This window comes from Cupriavidus nantongensis, from assembly GCF_041726985.1.
Classification (GTDB): Bacteria; Pseudomonadota; Gammaproteobacteria; order Burkholderiales; family Burkholderiaceae; genus Cupriavidus; species Cupriavidus nantongensis_A.
Genome location: NZ_CP168302.1, coordinates 177,612 through 197,401, shown reverse-complemented (window position 1 = coordinate 197,401; position 19,790 = coordinate 177,612). Strand labels below are relative to the sequence as shown.

Sequence of the window (19,790 nt, the reverse complement as noted above, 5' to 3'; positions counted from 1 at the left end):
GGCCCGGGCGACCCGTTCTACCCCTGTACATATACCTCCTGGATTTCGGCTTTCTTGATTTCGGTCGTATTGTAAATGCAAATCATTGTTATTAGCGTTAAGAAATTTCATTCGCAGCCTCCTACGTCGGGAGGGTGGCCGTGCCGGTAGCCGGGTGCCGCACTTCGGTTTCGCGCTCAGGGCGGGCCTCGACGCTGCCTCGCAGTTGCGCCAGCAAACGCGGGTCGCGCACGATGGCGTGGTGGTCCACGCCGTCCAGCACGGCCTCTTCACGCGGTGCGCCGAGCCAGCCGGCCAGCCGCGCGGCAGCGCCGTCACGGCCGACGCGCCACCAGACCGCGCGCGGCGCCCTTACTACGGGCAGCGTGCGCTGCGCCGCGGCCAGCAAGCCCAGCCGGTGCGCGGCCAGGAACATGTGCGCCAGCTCGTCCGCGCCCAGCGCTGCCTGCGGTGCCGTGGACGTGGCGATGCGCGGCGCGAGCAGGGCGCGCACGGCTTCGGCGTCAGGCTCGGGCGTGGCATCGCGCGGCAGCGCTAGCGGTTCCGCGCCGGGCAGCAGGCGTTCGGCAAACGCCGCCAGGGTCGCGGGCCATCCGGGCGCCGCGCTGGCGTGCGAACGCGGCTCCGGCACGAACGGATCGACCAGGCCCAGCCACTGGACCGTCTGCCCCTGTGCCTCCAGCTCGCGCGCCATCAGCGTGGCCAGCGCCGCGCCGAGCGACCAGCCCAGCAGCAGGTAAGGCCCTTGCGGCTGCGCCGCGCGCCATTCCCGCACATAGTCCGCTGCGATCGATGCCAGCGAGGCGTCGCGCCATGCCGGATCGGCCAGTGCGCGCGCCTGGAAGCCATAGACCGTGCGCTGCGCGCCCAGCTGCGCGACGATGGGGTCGTAGTCGAATAGCGTGCCCAGTGCCGCGTGGACGCAGGCCACCGGCGGCAGCGTGGCGCCAGCCGGACCAGGCGCGAGCACGCGCAGCGCGGCGGCGGCGGGCGTGGCATCGGGCAAGGCAGCAGCAGACACGCCGTCCGGCAGCAACTGCCCGATGGTCGGCGTGCGCATCAGGTCGCGCAGTTTCAGGTCCAGCCCCAGCGCCCGGTTGGCGCGGACGCGGGAAATGACCTTCAGGCTCAGCAGCGAATCGCCGCCGAGCGCGAAGAAGTTGTCGTCCAGCCCCACGCGCGGCACGCCAAGCACGTCCTGCCATACCTGCGCGAGCCAGCGTTGCGCTTCGGTTCGCGGGGCCACGTGCTGGTCGGCGCTTTCCGCACCCGGTACAGGCAACGCACGGCGGTCGAGCTTGCCGTTGGGCGTCAGCGGCAGGGTGTCGAGGACGACGAAGGCGGCCGGGACCATGTAGTCGGGCAGCTCGTCACTGAGTGCGCTCCGCAGTTGCGCGCCGTCGACCGTCGCGCCTGCAGCGGGCACGACATACGCCACCAACCGCGCACCGGACGGCCCCTCGGCAGCGATCACCGCCGCATTGCCGACACCGGGCTGCGCCAGGATGCGCGCCTCGATCTCGCCCGGCTCGATGCGGAAGCCGCGGATCTTCAGCTGCTGGTCGATGCGTCCCAGGTATTCCAGCTGACCATCAGGCAGCCAGCGCGCCAGGTCGCCGGTACGGTAGAGCCGCGCGCCATCGCCGGCAAACGGATCCGGTACGAAACGCTCGGCGGTCATGCCGCCCTTGTTCAGGTAGCCCCGTGCCAGCCCTTGGCCACCGATGTAAAGCTCGCCGGCCGCGCCCGGCGGCACCAGGTTCAGCTCGGCATCGAGCAGGTAGCAGCGGCGTGCACCGACCGGACGCCCGATCGGCGCATAGGTGCCGGCAAACTCGGCTTCGGGCGCATCGGCGCGTACCTTCCAGACCATCGGCGTGACCACCGTCTCGGTCGGGCCATAGCCGTTGATGAAGGTCCGCGGCGCCAGCGCACGCCGTGCCTGCGCAAACGCGGCACGCGGCATGGCTTCGCCGCCGAAGGAGTAGAGCGCCACCGGCGGACGCTCGCCGCTCTGTTCGCAATGCTCGGCCAGCTGCCGCAGATAGGCGGGCGGGAAGCCGGCGTTGGTGACGCCGTGGCGGGTCATGGCCGCGGCGGTCTGCTCCGGTGTCCACAGCGCGTCGTCGCGCAGCAGCAGCGAGCCGCCGCAGGCGAGCGCGCACAGGCAGCGCTCGTGGGCGCCGTCAAAGGCGAACGAGAGGAAGTGCAGTTCGCGCGAATGGGGGCCCATCTCGTAGGCGTCGATGGTCGCGGCCACGTGCATGGCGAGCGGCCCGTGCGCAACGCAGACGCCCTTGGGCCGGCCGGTCGAGCCGGAGGTGTAGATCACGTAGGCGAGCTGGCCGGGGTGGATCGGCTGCTCCGCCAGCGGCGCGATGCCATCGTCGACCGTATCCATCGTCAGCACCGGCAGCGCCGCCGGCGCGGGCAGCGCATCGAGCAGCGCGGGCTCGGTGACGAGCAGCCGGATCGCGCTGTCGTCGAACAAATAGGCAAGCCGGTCTTTCGGATAGGTGGGATCGAATGGCACATAGGCCGCCCCGCTGCGCATCACCGCCAGCAGCGCGACGATCAAATCTGGCGAGCGCGACAGCGCGATGCCGACGCGATCCTCGGCGCCGATGCCGCGCGCGCGCAGCACGGCGGCGAGGCGGTCGGCGCGGGCGAGCAGCTCGCCGTAGCGCAGCACCTGGTCGCCGCAGATCACGGCCACGGCGTCGGGGCGGGCCGCAGCGTGGCGGGCGATATGCGCGTGCACCGGCAGGGTCTCGCCGGCAGGCGCCTCGCCCTGGCCCAGCGCCAGCAGCGCCGCCTGCTCGTCCTGCGTCAGCAGGCTGAGCGCGCCAACGGTCTGCCCGGGCACGGTGCCGATGGCTGCCAGCAGCCCCGTCATCTGCGCACAGATGCGCGCCACCTGTGCGGCGTCGAACGCGCGCCGCATGTAGGTAAAGCCCAGCCGCAGGGTCTGGCGCAGGCTGACCTCGACGTCCATCTCGTATTCGGTCAGGCCCGTGCTGCCCTGCGTGGCCAGGCGCAGGCCGCTGCGGCCGGCGGATGCCAGCGCGTCTTCGAGCGGGAAGTTCTCGAACACCAGGATGCTGTCGAACAGCCGCTGCCCGGCCTGGCCGCCCCAGCGCTGGATATCGGACAGCGGCGTGTGGCCGTGCTCGCGCGCGGCCAGGTTGAAGCCTTGCAGTTCGCGCAGCCAGTCTCCCACCGCTTGCTCTGGCCGCGGCGCGGCCAGCACCGGCAGCGTGTTGATGAACAGCCCCAGCATCTGCTCGCTGCCCGGCACGTCCGCGGGGCGTCCGGCCACGGTGGCGCCGAAGGCCACGCGGCGCTGGCCGGTGTAGCGCTGCAACAGCAGCAGCCACGCCGCCTGCACTACGGTATTGAGCGTCACCTTTTGTGCGCGGGCGTAGGCCGACAGCCGTTCGGTCAGCGCCGTGCCGCAGTCGTGCTGCAACAGCCCGTAGCCTTCGCCGCCGGCCGGCGCCGACAGCGCCTGCGCCAGCCGCGTGGGGGTGTCGAAGCCATCGAGCTGGCCGGCCCAGAACGCCTGCGCCGCGCCGGCGTCGCGCTGCTGCAGCCAGCGGATGTAGTCGGCAAAGCGGCCTTGCGTCTGCGCCACTGCCTCGCCTGCATAGCGCTTCAGCACCTCGCCCAGCAGCTGCGACGTGCTCCAGCCATCGAGCAGCAGGTGGTGCACGGTCCAGACGAGGTGATGCCGGTACGGGCCAATGCGCACCAGCGTCAGCCGCATCAGCGGCGGGCGTTCCAGGTCGAAACCCTGGGCTAGGTCCGCCGCGGCAAGCTGGTCCAGCACGGCCGGAAGCCCCTCGGGCGGCTGCGTCGACCAGTCGTGTTCGGCCAGCGGCAGCTCTACCTCGTGCGCCACCCATTGCAGCGGCTGCTCGCCGCGCTGCAGGAAGCCGGTGCGCAAGGCATCGTGGCAGCCCAGCGCCGCGCGCCAGGCCCGGGCGAAGCGGGCGGGGTCGAGCCCTTCGACCTCGACCCGCAACTGGTTGATATAGGCGCTGCCGGCATCCGCGCGCGCCACGCTGTGATACAGCATGCCTGCCTGCATCGGCGACAGCGGATACAGGTCCTTTACCCGGGCAGGGTCGAGGCCGAGGCGGTCGAGCTGGCCTTGCGACAGCTGGGCCAGCGCAAAGTCCTCGCTGCGCAGGCTGGCCCGGCGCGGCGTTGCCTCGGCATGCACCGGCTCAGCCTTGCGATCCAGCGGCGACAACGCCTCGGTCACCGCCGCCAGCGTCTGCCGCTCGAACAGCTGTCTGGGCGTCAGCAGCCAGCCCAGCGCGCGCAGCCGCGCGACGATCTGCAGGCTCAGGATCGAATCGCCGCCCAGTTCGAAGAAGTTGTCATGGCGGCCCACGCGCGCCACTTTCAGCACCGCGGCCCAGATGTCCGCCAGCACCGCTTCCACGCCGGGCTGCGGCGCCTCGTAGGCGCTCGACCCGGCCAACTCCGGCGACGGCAGCGCGCGGCGGTCCAGCTTGCCATTGGGCGTGACCGGCATGCGCTCCAGTCCCACAATGGCGCCAGGCACCATGTAGTCGGGCAACGCCTGCGCCAGCCAGCCGCGCAGCGCGTCGGTGTCGATCGCCGCGCCGGCGGCGGGCACGGCATAGGCCACGAGCCGCGCCGGTCCGTCGCCGCTCAGCGCAATGGCGACGGCCTCGCGCACGCTGCCGTGCGCGAGCAGGCGGGCCTCGATCTCGCCCAGCTCGATGCGCAGGCCGCGGACCTTGACCTGGTGGTCGAGCCGCCCGAGGTATTCGATCTGGCCGTCGGCGCGGCGCCGCGCCAGGTCGCCGGTGCGATAGAGCCGTTCGCCCTGCGCGCCGTGCGGATTGGCGACAAAGCGTTCGGCGGTCAGCGCGGCGCGGCCGAGATAGCCGCGTGCCAGGCCCGCGCCGCCGAGATACAGTTCGCCGGCGATGCCGGCGGGCACCGGATGCATGGCGCCGTCGAGCACATGCGCGCAGACGTTGGCGATCGGGCGTCCGATCGGCACCGCATGCCCGCCGTCGTCGCGACAGGTCCAGTGAGTGACGTCGATGGCCGCCTCGGTGGGGCCGTACAGGTTGTGCAGGGCCGCCCGCGGCAGCAGGGCCATGGTGCGCCGGGCCAGGTCCGCCGGCAGCGCCTCGCCGCTGCAGACGATGTGGCGCAGGCTCGCGCACACGGCGGCCACGGCACCATCGGCCACAAACGCCTGCAGCATCGCCGGCACGAAGTGCAGCGTGGTGACCCGATGCTGCGCGATCAACGCGGCGATCCGCTGCGGGTCGCGATGGTCGCCCGGCGCCGCCAGTGCCAGCCGCGCACCCGTCATCAGCGGCCAGAAGAACTCCCAGACCGAGACGTCGAAGCTGAACGGGGTCTTCTGCAGCACGGTGTCGCCGCCACCCAGCCGGTACTGCGCCTGCATCCACCAGAGCCGGTTATGCAGCGCGCCGTGCCGGTTGCCGGCCCCCTTGGGCCGGCCGGTGGAGCCGGAGGTGTAGATCACGTAGGCCAGGTTTTCCGGCGACAGCGCGGGCGACGGGTTATGCTCGCCGCGCTGCGCATAGAGCGCCGGATCGGCCAGGTCGACGGCGGCCACGGAACGGGACAGCGCCGGCATCGCATCCGGGCGCTGTACCAGCAGCATCGCCACGCCGCTGTCCTCGATCATGTAGGCCAGGCGGTCGGCGGGATAGTCGGGATCGAACGGCACGTAGGCGCCGCCGGCCTTGAGGATGGCGAGCAGGGCGACGACCATTTCGACGGAGCGCTCGGCCAGCACGCCGACCGGCACGTCAGGGCCCACCCCTTGCGCGATCAGTCGATGCGCCAGCGCGTTGGCGCGGCGGTTCAGTGCCGCATAGGTCAGGCGCTCATCGCCGAAGCACAGCGCAATCGCGTCGGGATGGGCGGCGGCACGGGCTTCAAACAGACGGTGCACCGGTTCCGCGGCGGGATAGGGCTCCGGCTCGGCGCCCAGCGCCAGCGCGGCGCGTGCCTCGGGCGGCGCCATCAGCGCGATCTCCGCCAGCGGGCACGCCGCGTCGGCGGCCAACTGGCGCAGCACCGCAAACAGGCTCCGCGCCAGCTGGGCGGCATGCGGCTCGGCCAACTGTGCGCGGTCGAAGCGGCAGGTCAGGTGCAGCGTGTCGGTGTGCGCGAACAGCAGCGTCAGTGGATAGTTGGTTTCGGCACGGTTGCGCACACCGGAGAACGACAGCCCGGCCGGCGTGCGCCGCAGCGCGGCATCGACCGGGTAGTTCTCGAACACCACGATCGAATCGAACAGCGCCTGGCCGCTGTGTCCGGCCCAGCGCTGGATGTCATAGAGCGGGGTGTGCTCGTGCTCGCGAAGCGCCAGGTTCAGCGCCTGTACCTCGCGTAGCCAGTCGCCCACCGCTTGCTGCGGACGCGGCGCGGCGATCACAGGCAGCGTATTGATGAACAGCCCCAGCATCTGCTGTGCGGCCGGCAGCTCGGCCGGGCGGCCGGCCACGGTCGCACCGAAGGCCACGCACGGCTGGCCGGTGCAGCGCTGCAGCAGCAACAGCCAGGCTGCCTGCACCAGCGTGTTCAGCGTGACCTTCTGCGCGCGGGCGAAGGTGGCCAGTGCCGCGGTCTCGGCGGCGTCGAGTTCGTGGTGATGCTCGCCCTGGCCTTGGCCCTGTTCGGGGGCCGGCAATGCCGCAAGCAGTCGGGTCGGCGCATCGAGCGGTGCCAGCTGCGCCTTCCAGAAGGCTTCGCCGGCGGCGGCGTCGCGCGACTGCAGCCAGCCGATATAGTCGGCAAAGCGGCCGCCGGTAGCGGGCAGCGCTTCGCCGGCATAGTGGCGCAGCACTTCACCCAGCAACTGCGCGGTGCTCCAGCCGTCGAGCAGCAGGTGGTGCACGGTCCAGACCAGATGGTGGCGGTGTGCACCGGTGCGCAGCAGCGCCAGTCGCATCAGCGGCGGGCGCTCGAGGTCGAAGCCCTGTGCGCGCTGGCGGTCCGCGAAGGCGTCGATCTCGTCCTCACCGCGCCCGCGCCAGTCCTCGACCAGCACCGACAGCGCCGCCTGCCTGGCGACCCACTGCAGCGGCGGGTCGGCCCGGTGCAGAAAGCCACTGCGCAGGGTGTCGTGGCGCGCCAGCACCGCCTGCCATGCCGCGCGGAAGCGCTCGGGCTCGATGCCGTCGACATCGACGCGCAACTGGTTGGTATAGGCGCTGCCGTGCTCGCCAAACACGCTGTGGAACAGCATGCCTGCCTGCATCGGCGCCAAGGGGTAGAGGTCCTGCACCTGCTGCGGCGCAAGGCCAAGCGCATCCAGCCTGGCCTGCGAAAGGCAGGCGAGCGGGAAGTCGGATGGCGTCAGGCCCACAGCCCCGGCGGTGCAATGCGCGACAACCGCCTCCAGTTCCGCGCGCAACGCCGCCGCGAGCGCTTCGATCGTCGCGCTGCGATAGCGGCGGCGGGCATAGGCCACGGACAGCTTGAGCTGACCGTCCTGCACCTGTCCACTCACCGAGAGCGGATGCGACAGCGGCGTGGCGGGGTCCTGGTTGGCGCCCGCGCTGTCGGCAGAGAGCCGCCACGGGCTGTCGTCGGCAAAGCTCGCGTCGAGCTGGCCCAGGTAGTTGAACACCACTTCTGGCCCGGGCACATCGGCCAGCGCCGCCTGTTGCGCGGGCGAGCCGAAGCGGCGCAGCAGGCCGAAGCCGATGCCATCACCCGGCACCGCGCGCAATTGCTCCTTGACTGTCTTGATCGCATCATCGAGTGCGCCACTGCCGTCGAGCGCGACCGGGAACAGCGTCGTGAACCAGCCGACGGTGCGGCTCAGATCCAGCGTGTCGTCGACACCGGCGACGCGTCCATGGCTTTCGAGGTCGATCAGCACCTGCGGGCGGCCACTCCAGTTGGACAGCGCCCGGGTCAGCGCAGTCAGCAGCAGGTCGTTGACGCGCGTGCGGTACGCCGCCGGCGCGCGCTGCAGCAGGGCCTGGGTCAGTTCGGCGGGCAGTGTCAGCGTGACGGCATCGCGTTCGGCGATGGTCAGGGCGCCCGCCGGATCGTCGCAAGGCAGGCTGGCGTCAACCTGAGCCAGCGCCTGCCAGTGCGCCATTTCGTCACAGCGCTCTTTGGCATTGGCGTGCAGCGCCTGCGACCAGCGCTGGTACGACGCGGTGCGAGCCGGCAGCACGGCCGGCTGGCCTTGCCGGCGTTGCTGGTAAGCGTCGCGCAGGTCCTCGATCAGCACGCGCCACGACACGCCATCGACCACCAGGTGATGGATCACCAGCAGCAATTGCCAGCGCTCGCCGGCTTGCAGCGCGACGGCACGCAGTAGCGGCCCTTCGGACAGATTGAGACTGCACTGAGCACTTTCGCAGTGGGCTAGCCGCTCGGCTTCGGACGCGGCGTGGCGCATCCACAGCAAGTCCGGACAGGCTTCGGCGTCGGCATACGCTTGCTGCCAGACGCCGTCGCGCTCGGCGAAGCGCAGGCGCAGCGCATCGTGATGCGCTACCACATCGGCAAGCGCCGCGGCCAGTGCAGGAAGTTCGGGCGTCTCGCGGCAATCGAGCAGTACCGACTGGTTCCAGTGGTGGCGCCGGGCCATCGGTGTGTCGAAGAAGTCCGCCTGGATCGGCAGCAGCGGCACTGTGCCAACTGGCACGGCGTTGCCATCGATCGTGTCGGGCGCGACCGGCGTCGCAACCGCCGCGAGTTCGGCAAGCGTCTGGCGCTCGAACAGTTGCCGCGGCGTCAGCACCCAGCCGGCGGCGCGGGCACGCGCGACTATCTGCAGGCTCAGGATCGAATCGCCGCCGAGCTCGAAGAAATTGTCGGCGCGGCTGACGCGCGGCAGGCCAAGGACTTCCGACCAGATCGCGGCGAGCGCGGTTTCGGCGTCGCCCTCGGGCGCGATGAAGTCCTGGGCACTGTCGAAAGCCGGCGCGGGCAGCGCGCGGCGGTCGAGCTTGCCGTTGGGGGTCAGCGGCAGCGTGTCGAGCACGACGAAGGCCGCCGGCACCATGTAGTCGGGCAGTTCCGCGGCCAGCGCGGTGCGCAGCGTGGCGCCATCCAAGGTCGCGCCCGCAGCGGGCACCACATACGCCACCAGCCGCGCACCGGACGGCCCCTCGGCAGCGATCACCGCCGCATTGCCGACACCGGGCTGCGCGAGAATGCGCGCCTCGATCTCGCCCGGCTCGATGCGGAAGCCGCGGATCTTCAGCTGCTGGTCGATGCGTCCCAGGTATTCCAGCTGACCATCAGGCAGCCAGCGCGCCAGGTCGCCGGTACGGTAGAGCCGCGCGCCATCGCTGGCAAACGGATCCGGCACGAAACGCTCGGCGGTCATGCCGCCCTTGTTCAGGTACCCCCGCGCCAGGCCCTCGCCACCGATGTAAAGCTCGCCGGCCACGCCCGGCGGCACCAGGTTCAGTTCTGGGTCGAGCAGGTAGCAGCGGCGCGCGCCCACCGGGCGGCCGATGGGCGCGTAAGTGCCGGCAAACTCGGCTTCGGGCGCATCGGCGCGCACCTTCCAGACCATCGGCGTCACCACCGTTTCGGTCGGGCCATAGCCGTTGATGAAGGTACGCGGCGCCAGCGCACAGCGTGCCTGGGCAAACGCGGCACGCGGCATGGCCTCGCCGCCGAACGAGTAGAGCGCCACCGGCGGGCGCTGGCCGCTCTGTTCGCAATGCTCGGCCAGCTGGCGCAGATAGGCCGGCGGGAAGCCGGCGTTGGTGACGTCGTGGCGGCTCATCGCCGCGGCGGTCTGCTCCGGTGTCCACAACGCATCGTCGCGCAGCAGCAGCGAGCCGCCGCAGGCGAGCGCGCACAGGCAGCGCTCGTGGGCGCCGTCAAAGGCGAACGAGAGGAAGTGCAGTTCGCGCGAATGCGGACCCATCTCATAGACGTCGATGGTCGCGGCCACGTGCATGGCGAGCGGCCCGTGCGCAACGCAGACCCCCTTGGGCCGGCCGGTGGAGCCGGAGGTGTAGATCACGTAGGCGAGCTGGCCGGGGTGTACGGGCTGCTCCGCCAGCGGTGCGATGCCCTCATTGACCGCATCCAGCGTCAGCACCGGCAGCGCCGCCGGCGCGGGCAGCGCATCGAGCAGCGCGGGCTCGGTGACAAGCAGCCGGATCGCGCTGTCCTCGAACAGGTAGGCCAGCCGGTCCTTGGGATAGGCGGGATCGAACGGCACATAGGCGGCGCCGCTGCGCATCACCGCCAGCAGCGCGACGATCAGGTCGGGCGAGCGCGACAGCGCGATGCCGACGCGATCCTCGGCGCCGATGCCGCGCGAGTTCAGCACGGCGGCGAGGCGGTCGGCGCGGGCCAGCAGCTCGCCGTAGCGCAGCACCTGGTCGCCGCAGATCACGGCGACGGCGTCGGGGCGGGCCGCGGCGTGGCGGGCGATGTGCGCGTGCACCGGCAGGGTCTCGCCGGCAGGCGCCTCGCCCTGGCCCAGCGCCAGCAGGCTGCGGTGTTCGGACTCGTCAAGCAGATCCACCGTATCGAGCGATTGCTCCGGAGCGTCGGCCAGGCGGGTCAGCAGCCGCACGTAATGGCGTGCGAGCCGTTCCGCCGTGCTGGCGTCGAACAGTTCCTCGGCATAGTGGAAGCAGGCATGGACCTGGCCGTCGCTGTCCTCGCGCGTATCGAGCGTCAGCTCCAGCGCTGTGGTGCGCTCGCCCACCGGCGCGCTTTCGATTTCCAGGTCCGGCAGCGACACGCGCGCCGCGCGGTCGCTGCGGCGGTGGTTGTGTACCACCTGGAACAGCGGGTGGTAGCTGACGCTGCGCTCGGGCTGCAGCGCTTCCACCAGTTGCTCGAACGGCAGGTCCTGGTGCGCCTGCGCGCCCAGCACGGCTTCGCGGGTCTGCCCGAGCAGCGCGGACAGCGGCTGGCTGCCGTCAAGTCGTGCGCGCACGACCTGCGTGTTGACGAACAGGCCTACCACGCGCTCGGTTTCCAGGCGGTTGCGGCCGGCCACCGGCACCCCCACGCACAGGTCGCGGCTGCCGGTATAGCGGTACAGCAGTGCCTGGAAGCCGGCCAGCAAGGCCATGAACAGCGTCCCGCCACTGGCTTGCGCGCGTTGGCGCAGCGCATCGGCGAGCGTGACCGGGATGGCGATCTCGCAGCGCTGCGCGCGGTAAGCCGCCACGGCGGGGCGCGGACGGTCCGTCGGCAGCGCCAGCACGCCGGGCGCGCCCTCCAGGGTTGCGCGCCACCAGGCCAGTTGCCGTGCCTGTTCGCCAGCCTCGAGCCAGTTGCGCTGCCACACCGCATAGTCGGTATAGCCGATCGCGGGCGCGGCCTCGGGCAGCGGCTGGCCGAGCCGCTGCGCGCGGTAGGCCGCTGCCAGCTCGTCGATCAGCAACTGCATCGACCAGCCGTCCGAGACGATATGGTGCATCGCCAGCACCAGCCGATGGTGCCGCGCGCCCAGGCGCAGCAGGTGCACGCGCAGCAACGGCGCGCGGCCCAGGTCGAACGGCGCCTCGGCGATCGCGGCGGCGCGTGCATCGGCGCTGCCGGGGTCGGCCGACAAGTCGGTCAGCGGCAGTTCGATGCTGATTGCGGGTTGCACATGTTGACGCACCTTGCCATCGGCGTCCGCCAGGAACACCGTGCGCAGGGCTTCATGGCGCTGCGCCAGCGTGGCGAACGCCGCCTGCAGCGCGCCCGCGTCGAGTTCGCCGTGCAGCTCTACGCGGCTGCTGATATGGTAGGCCGCGCTGTCCGGCGCGAAGCGGTGCAGGAACCACTGGCGCTGCTGCGCATACGACAGCGGCGCATCGTAGCCGGCGGCGGCGTCGGGCCGCGGCAGCGCGGGGATCGGCAATTGCGAGAATGCGATGCCTTGCCCGGCCATCTTGTCGAGAAAGGCGCGGCGCTGGGCCGGCGCCAGCGTGGCAAAGCGCGCGGCCAGACGGGCCGCGGTGTTGGCTTCGATCATTCAGACTGACTCCAGGGTATTGGCGAACGCTTCCAGTTCCAGCAGGGCGGCTTCGTCGGCATGGCGTTGCTGCGCCGGCAGCGCCGCGGCCAGTTCGGCCAGCGTGGCGGCGCCGAACAGCAGGGCCAGCGGCACCTCGATGCCAAGTTCGCCCTGGATCCGGGACAGGAGCTGGACAGCCAGCAGCGAATGGCCGCCCAGTGCGAAGAAGTTGTCGTGGCGGCCCACCGCGGGCACCTGCAGAAGCGCTTGCCAGATGCCGGCAAGACGAATCTCGAGGTCTCCTTGCGGTGCTTCCCGCTCCGCCGCGACGGAGGCCGCGGTGGCGTCCGGCGCCGGCAGCGCGCGGCGATCCAGCTTGCCGTTGGCGGTGAGCGGCAGCGCGTCGAGCAGCACGATGGTGGCCGGCACCATATGCGGCGGCAGCGTCGCGGCCAGCGCGCGGCACAGCGCAGCGGGATCGGGCCGCGCATCCGCTTGCGGCACCGCGTAGCCGACCAGTTGCATGCCGCCGGCGGCGGGCGCGGCGACCACCGCGGCCTGGCGCACCTGCGGCAGCGCTGCCAGCTGCGCCGCGACTTCGCCCGGTTCGACGCGGAAACCGCGGATCTTGACCTGGTCGTCGACGCGGCCCAGGTACTCGAACACGCCGTCGGCGCGGCGCCGCACGCGGTCGCCGGTGCGGTACAGCCGCGCGCCGTCGCGGGCGCAGGGATCGGGGATGAAGCGGTCTGCCGTCAACGCCGCGCGGCCGAGGTAGCCGCGCGCCAGCGCGGGCCCGCCGACATAGAGCTCACCGGCGATGCTGTCGGGCAGCGGGCACAGGTTGGCGTCCAGCACGTACGCGCCGGTGCCGGTCAGCGGCTGCCCCAGCGGCAAGCCTGCCCCGGGCTGCGGCACGGTGCCGGCCGCGTGCACGAGCACGCCGACGGTGGTCTCGGTCGGCCCGTAGTGGTTGACCAGCCGGCACGCCGGCTGGGCCGCGTGGAGGCGCGCCCGCAGCGCCGCGTCGGTGGCTTCGCCGCCCAGCACCAGGGTGTGTTCGGGCAGCACGTCGGCCAGCGGCACCCCGGCTGCTTGCGCGCCGTCGAGCAATGCGCGCAGGTGGCCGGGAACGATCTTGAGTACGCCGATGCGGTGCTGCGCCATGTAGCGCGCGAACGCCGCGGCATCGAACAAGCAGCGGCGCGCCGGCAGGTGCAGCGCGCCACCGCTGGCCAGCGCGCCGAACAGCACCGTATGGCCGAGATCCGCCGCGGGCGTCGACACCATCGCCATGCGCGATGGGGGCGCCAGCGCCAGTCGCGCCAGCACGCCGTGCAGGTAATGCGCCAGCGCCGCGTGCGAGACGCCCACGCCCTTGGGCCGTCCGGTGGAGCCCGAGGTGTAGATCACATAGGCCAGGTGGTGCGGATGCAGCGCCGGGGACGGGTTGGCGTGCTCGCCTTCATACAGGGAAGGCGCGTTCAGGCCGATCACCGGCACGGCCGCCGGCAACGGCGCGATGGCGTCGGGCCGCTGCGCCAGCAGCATCGCCACGCCGCTGTCCTCGACCATGTAGGCCAGGCGGTCGGCGGGATAATCGGGATCGAACGGCACGTAGGCGCCGCCGGCCTTGAGGATGGCGAGCAGGGCGACGATCAGTTCGACCGAGCGTTCGGCCAGCACGCCAACCGGCACGTCCGGGCCTACCCCTTGTGCGACCAGACGATGCGCGAGGGCGTTGGCGCGGCCATTGAGTTCGCGGTAGGTGAGTTGCACGTCGTCCGTCGCCAGCGCCACGGCATCCGGCGCAGACGCCGCATGGGCTTCGAAGCGATGGTGGGCAAGCTGGGCCGCAGTTGCTGCGGCCGTCAGGGGCGCGTCAGCCGTGGCGAGGCTGATCCGCCCCAACGGGCGCGCCGCGTCCGCGGCCAGCTGGCGCAGCACCGCAAACAGGCTGTGCGCCAGCAGTCGCGCCTGCGGTTCGCCGAGCACGGCGCGGTCGAAGCGGCAGGTCAGGCGCAGCGTGTCGGTGTGCGCGAACACCAGCGCCAGCGGATAGTTGGTCTCGGCGCGGTTGCGCACGCCGGAGAACGACAGCCCGGCCGGCGCGCGGCGCAGCGCCGCATCGACCGGGTAGTTCTCGAACACCACGATCGAATCGAACAGCGCCTGGCCGCTGTGTCCGGCCCAGCGCTGGATGTCATAGAGCGGGGTGTGCTCGTGCTCGCGAAGCGCGAGGTTCAGCGCCTGTACCTCGCGTAGCCAGTCGCCCACCGCTTGCTGCGGACGCGGCGCGGCGATCACAGGCAGCGTATTGATGAACAGCCCCAGCATCTGCTGCGCGGCCGGCAGCTCCGCCGGGCGGCCGGCCACGGTGGCGCCGAAGGCCACGCACGGCTGGCCGGTGCAGCGCTGCAGCAGCAACAGCCAGGCCGCCTGCACCAGCGTGTTCAGCGTGACCTTCTGCGCGCGGGCGAAGGTGGCCAGCGCGGTGGTCTCGGCGGCGTCGAGTTCGTGGTGATGCTCGCCCTGGCCTTGTCCTTGTTCCGGGGCCGGCAGTGCCGCCAGCAGGCGGGTCGGCGCATCGAGCGGTGCCAGCTGCGCCTTCCAGAAGGCTTCGTCCGCGGCGGCGTCGCGCGACTGCAGCCAGCCGATATAGTCGGCAAAGCGCCCGCCGCTCGCGGGCAGCGTTTCGCCGGCATAGTGGCGCAGCACTTCACTCAGCAGCTGCGCGGTGCTCCAGCCGTCGAGCAACAGGTGGTGCACGGTCCAGACCAGATGGTGGCGATGCGCACCGGTGCGCAGCAGCGCCACGCGCATCAGCGGCGGGCGCTCGAGGTCGAAGCCCTGGCCCAGTTCGGCGGCGGCAAATCGGTCCAGCTCGGCGGCGTCCCGGCCGGTCCAGTCTTCGGTGGTCACCGGCAGCCGCACCGAACGAGCCACCCACTGCAGCGGCTGTTCGCCGCGATGCAGGAAACCGCAGCGCAGGCTGTCGTGGCGCGCCAGCGCGGCATGCCACGCCGCGATAAAGCGTGCCGGATCGAGTCCGTCGATATCGACGCGCAACTGGTTGGTATAGGCGCTGCCCTCTGGCGCCAGCACGCTGTGGAACAGCATGCCGGCCTGCATTGGCGACAGCGGGTAGAGGTCCTGCACCTGCGCGGGGTCGAGCTTCAGGGCATCCAGCCCGCCCTGCGTCAGCCGCGCCAGCGGGAAGTCGCTCGGGGTGAAGCCCGCGGCGCCCGCATTGCAGTGGGCAATCAGCGCTTCGAGTTCGTCGCGCAAGGCTTCGCTGAGTCGGCGGACCGTCTCCGCCCGATGGCGTGCCCGGCTGAAGGCCAGCGTCAGGCGTAGTTCGCTCTCCAGCACCTGTCCATTGACCGACAGCGGATGCGACAGCGGTGCCGAGGGATCCTGGTTGGCGCCCGCGCTGTCGGCAGAGAGCCGCCACGGGCTGTCGTCGGCAAAGCTCGCGTCGAGCTGGCCCAGGTAGTTGAACACCACCTCTGGCCTGGGCACATCGGCCAGCGCCGCCTGTTGCGCGGGCGAGCCGAAGCGGCGCAGCAGGCCGAAGCCGATGCCATCACCCGGCACCGCGCGCAATTGCTCCTTGACTGTCTTGATCGCATCATCGAATGCGCCACTGCCGTCGAGCGCGACCGGGAACAGCGTCGTGAACCAGCCGACGGTGCGGCTCAGATCCAGCGTGTCGTCGACACCGGCGACGCGTCCATGGCTTTCGAGGTCGATCAGCACCTGCGGGCGGCCGCTCCAGTTGGACAGCGCCCGGGCCAGCGCAGTCAGCAGCAGGTCGTTGACGCGCGTGCGGTACGCCGCCGGCGCGCGCTGCAGCAGGGCCTGGGTCAGTTCGGCGGGCAGTGTCAGCGTGACGGCATCGCGTTCGGCGATGGTCAGGGCGCCCGCCGGATCGTCGCAAGGCAGGCTGGCGTCAACCTGAGCCAGCGCCTGCCAATGCGGCAGTTCAGCGTCGCGCGTGGCGGCGTTGGCGCGCAGCGCCTGCGACCAGCGCTGGTACGACGCGGTGCGAGCCGGCAGCACGGCCCGCTGGACTTGTCGGCGTTGCTGGTAGGCGTCGCGCAGGTCCTCGACCAGCACGCGCCATGACACGCCGTCGACCACCAGGTGATGGATTACCAGCAGCAATTGCCAGCGCTCGCCGGCTTGCAGCGCGACGGCACGCAGCAGCGGCCCCTCGGCCAGGTCGAGGCTGCGTTGGGCGGCTTCGCAGTGCGCCAGCCGCTCGGCTTCCGACGCCGCGTGTCGCACCCACAGCAAGTCCGGACAGACTTCTCTGTCGGCATACGCCTGCTGCCAGACGCCGTCGCGCTCGGCAAAGCGCAGGCGCAGCGCATCGTGATGCGCTACCACATCGGCAAGCGCCGCGGCCAGTGCAGGAAGTTCGGGCGTCTCGCGGCAATCGAGCAGTACCGACTGGTTCCAGTGGTGGCGCCGGGCCATCGGTGTGTCGAAGAAGTCCGCCTGGATCGGCAGCAGCGGCACCGGTCCTGCCGGCACGGCGTTGCCATCGATCGCGTCTTGTACCACCGGCGCGGCGACTGCTGCCAGTTCGGCCAGAGTCTGGCGTTCGAACAGTTGCCGCGGCGTCAGCACCCAGCCGGCGCCGCGGGCACGGGCGACGATCTGCAGGCTCAGGATCGAATCGCCGCCGAGCTCGAAGAAGTTGTCGGCGCGGCCGACGCGCGGCAGGCCAAGGACTTCCGACCAGATCGCGGCGAGCGCGGTTTCGGCGTCGCCCTCGGGCGCGATGAAGTCCTGGGCGCTGTCGAAGGCCGGCGCCGGCAGTGCGCGGCGGTCGAGCTTGCCGTTGGGCGTCAGCGGCAGGGTATCCAGCACGACGAACGCGGCCGGCACCATGTAGTCGGGCAGTTCCGCGGCCAGCGCGGTGCGTAGTGTCGCGCCATCAATCCTCGCCCCTGCAACGGGCACCACATACGCGACCAACCGCGCACCGGACGGCCCCTCGGCAGCGATCACCGCCGCGTTGCCGACACCGGGCTGCGCCAGGATGCGCGCCTCGATCTCGCCCGGCTCGATGCGGAAGCCGCGGATCTTCAGTTGCTGGTCGATGCGACCCAGGTATTCCAGCTGACCGTCGGGCAGCCAGCGCGCCAGGTCGCCGGTGCGGTAGAGCCGCGCGCCATCGCCGGCAAACGGGTCGGGCACGAAGCGTTCGGCGGTCAGCCCCGGACGATTCAGGTAGCCGCGCGCCAGGCCGGCGCCTGCAATGTAGAGTTCACCGGCCACGCCGGGCGCCACCGGGTTCAGTCCGGGATCCAGCACGCGCACGCCCAGGTCCGGAATGCGTTCGCCGATCGGGCTGCGCGTGCGGCTGGACGGGTCCAGGTCGGCGCGCTTGATCGGACGGTAGGTCACATGCACCGTGGTTTCAGTGATGCCATACATATTGACCAGTTGCGGCGAGGCATCGCCGAAGTGGTCGATCCACGGCCGCAGTGCCTGCGGATCGAGCGCCTCGCCGCCGAAGATCACATGGCGCAGCGCCAGCGGCGCGCCGTACAGCTGGGGCTGGGCCAGCAGCGCGCGGAATGCCGACGGGGTCTGGTTCAGCACGGTGACGCGTTCGTGCCGGAGCAGCGCGATAAATTCCTGCGGCGCGCGGCTGACGTGGAACGGCACGATCACGAGTTGCCCACCATGGCACAGCGCGCCAAAGATCTCCCAGACCGAGAAATCGAACGCGTACGAATGGAACAGCGTCCAGACATCGGCGGGGCCGAAACCAAACCAGTGCTGCGTCGCCGCCAGCAGGCGCGACAAATTGCCGTGCTGCAACTGGGCGCCCTTGGGCCGGCCGGTGGAGCCGGAGGTGTAGATCACGTAGGCGAGGTGTTCGGGACGGACCTCGACCATGGGCGCGTATTCCGGCCAGGCACCGTCATCGTCTTGCGTGTCGGGTTCCAACACCGGCAGGCCATCGCGCTGCGGCAGCAGGGCGCGCAGCGCGGGCTGGGTCAGCAAGGCGGCAATGCCGCTGTCCTCGAACAGGTAGGCCAGGCGCTCGGCGGGATAGGCCGGGTCGAACGGCACGTAGGCGCCGCCGGCCTTCAGGATGGCGAGCAGGCCGACGATCATCTCCGGCGAGCGCTCCATGGCAACGCCGACGCGCACTTCCGGGCCGACGCCGAGCGCGATCAGCCGGTGCGCCAGCCGGTTCGCGCGCCGCTCCAGTTCACCGTAGGTCAGCGTGGTCTCGCCATGGCGCAGGGCGATGGCCTGCGGCTGTTGCTCGGCGTGGCGCTGGATGCGGCGGTGGGCGAGCTCGGCGGCAACGTGCCGCGCCGGCTGGCCGGCAGCGTGCTGGTGCGCCAGCGTGGCAGCGTCGTCGTCGCCGAGCAGGGGCATGGCCGCCAGCGGCAGTTCGGGCTGGTGCAACAGCCCGCACAGCTGGGCCAGGTAGTGGCGCAGCATGCGCTGCGCCGTGGCGGCATCGAACAGCGCGCAGTCGTACTCCAGGCTCAGGGCGAGGCCGTCGCCACGGTCTTCGGCGTCGAGGATCAGGTCGAACTTGGCGCCGGTCTGGCGCGCTTCCACGGCCTGCACCTGCAGCCCCGGCAGCGCCAGCGCCGCAGGTGCCGTTGCTGTGCGCAGGTTGAACATGACCTGGAACAGCGGACTGCGGCCGGCGACGCGCGGCACCTGCATGCCGTCGAGCAGGACTTCCAACGGCAGGTCGGCGTGGCCGAGCGCCCCCAGCGTGTCGGCGCGCAGCTGTTCGCACAGCGCGCGGCCGCTGATGCCGGGTGCGGTGCGCGAGCGGTAGACATGGGTGTTGACGAAGAAGCCGACCACATCGTCCAGGCCGTCGCCGTCGCGGCCCGCGTGCGGCACGCCGACCGCGAAATCGTCCTGGCCGGCATAGCGGCTCAGCAGTGCCTGCCACGCGGCAAGCAGCGCCACGAATGGCGTGCAGCGCTGCGCGGTGCAGAAGCGGCGCAATGCGCCGAGCAGGGTCGGGTCCAGTGCCGCATCGATGCGCCGCGCCACGCGCGTGACCTCGCTACCGTAAGGGCGGTCGGCGGGCAACTGCAGGGCCGGCACGTGATTGTCCAGCTGGCGCTGCCACCACGCGCGCTGGGCGTCCAGGTCACCGCTGGCCAGGCGTTCGCGCTGGCGGCTGGCATGGGCGGCGAAGGTCGTGGGGGGGGCGGGCAGTGCGATCTCGCCGTCGTGCGCGAGCGCCTGCGCATAGGCCGTGCCCAGGTCGCGCGCGATTATCGCGTTGGAAACCGCATCGGAGACGATATGGTGCAGCGACAGCAGCAGCACGTGGTCGTCATGGGCGCGCGCCAGCAGCGTGGCGCGCAGCAGCGGCGCCTGGCCGAGGTCGAACGGCCGCGCGGCTTCGGCGTCGAGGCATGCTTGCAGTGCATCGGGGCCGGCGGGCAGCGTGGCTTCGGCCAGCGCAAAGGCGGATGCGGACTCGACCATCTGCCGGGGCAAGCTGCCGGGCGCGGCCTCGTCCGCGACGAAACGGGTGCGCAGCGCGGGATGGCGTGCGATCACGGCGCGCAGCGCGACCTCCAGCGCGCGGCGGTCGAGCGCGCCGCGCAGCACGAAGGCTCGGGTCTGGTTGTAGGCCGTGCTGCCGGGCTCGTACTGCAGCAGGAACCAGAGGCGTTGCTGCGAGAAAGACAGCGGCGCCGCGGCGGGCGCGGGACTGGCCGGCGCGGCGGCCGGCTCCGCGTCCTGCGCCAGCAGCAACGCCAGCAGCGCCGCCTGCCGGGCAGGGGTCGAGGATTGCGTCATGGAT

General features: G+C 71.4%; 2 protein-coding genes. Both read right to left on the bottom strand.

Features of this window, described 5'->3' with window-relative positions:
* Positions 1–121: 121 nt before the first annotated feature.
* The gene (locus ACEI37_RS00750) at positions 122–11,992 is read right to left on the bottom strand and encodes an amino acid adenylation domain-containing protein (protein ID WP_373376863.1); all 11,871 of its coding nucleotides are present in this window, start codon (positions 11,990–11,992) and stop codon (positions 122–124) included.
* The gene (locus ACEI37_RS00745) at positions 11,993–19,786 is read right to left on the bottom strand and encodes an amino acid adenylation domain-containing protein (RefSeq protein WP_373376862.1); all 7,794 of its coding nucleotides are present in this window, start codon (positions 19,784–19,786) and stop codon (positions 11,993–11,995) included. It abuts the gene before it with no gap.
* Between the last annotated feature and the right edge of the window lie 4 nt (positions 19,787–19,790).

Coding starts and splice junctions, on each gene's coding strand:
- ACEI37_RS00750 (WP_373376863.1), bottom strand. CDS start 11,992: ATGATCGAAGCCAACACCGCGGCCCGTCTGGCCGCGCGCTTTGCCACG.
- ACEI37_RS00745 (WP_373376862.1), bottom strand. CDS start 19,786: ATGACGCAATCCTCGACCCCTGCCCGGCAGGCGGCGCTGCTGGCGTTG.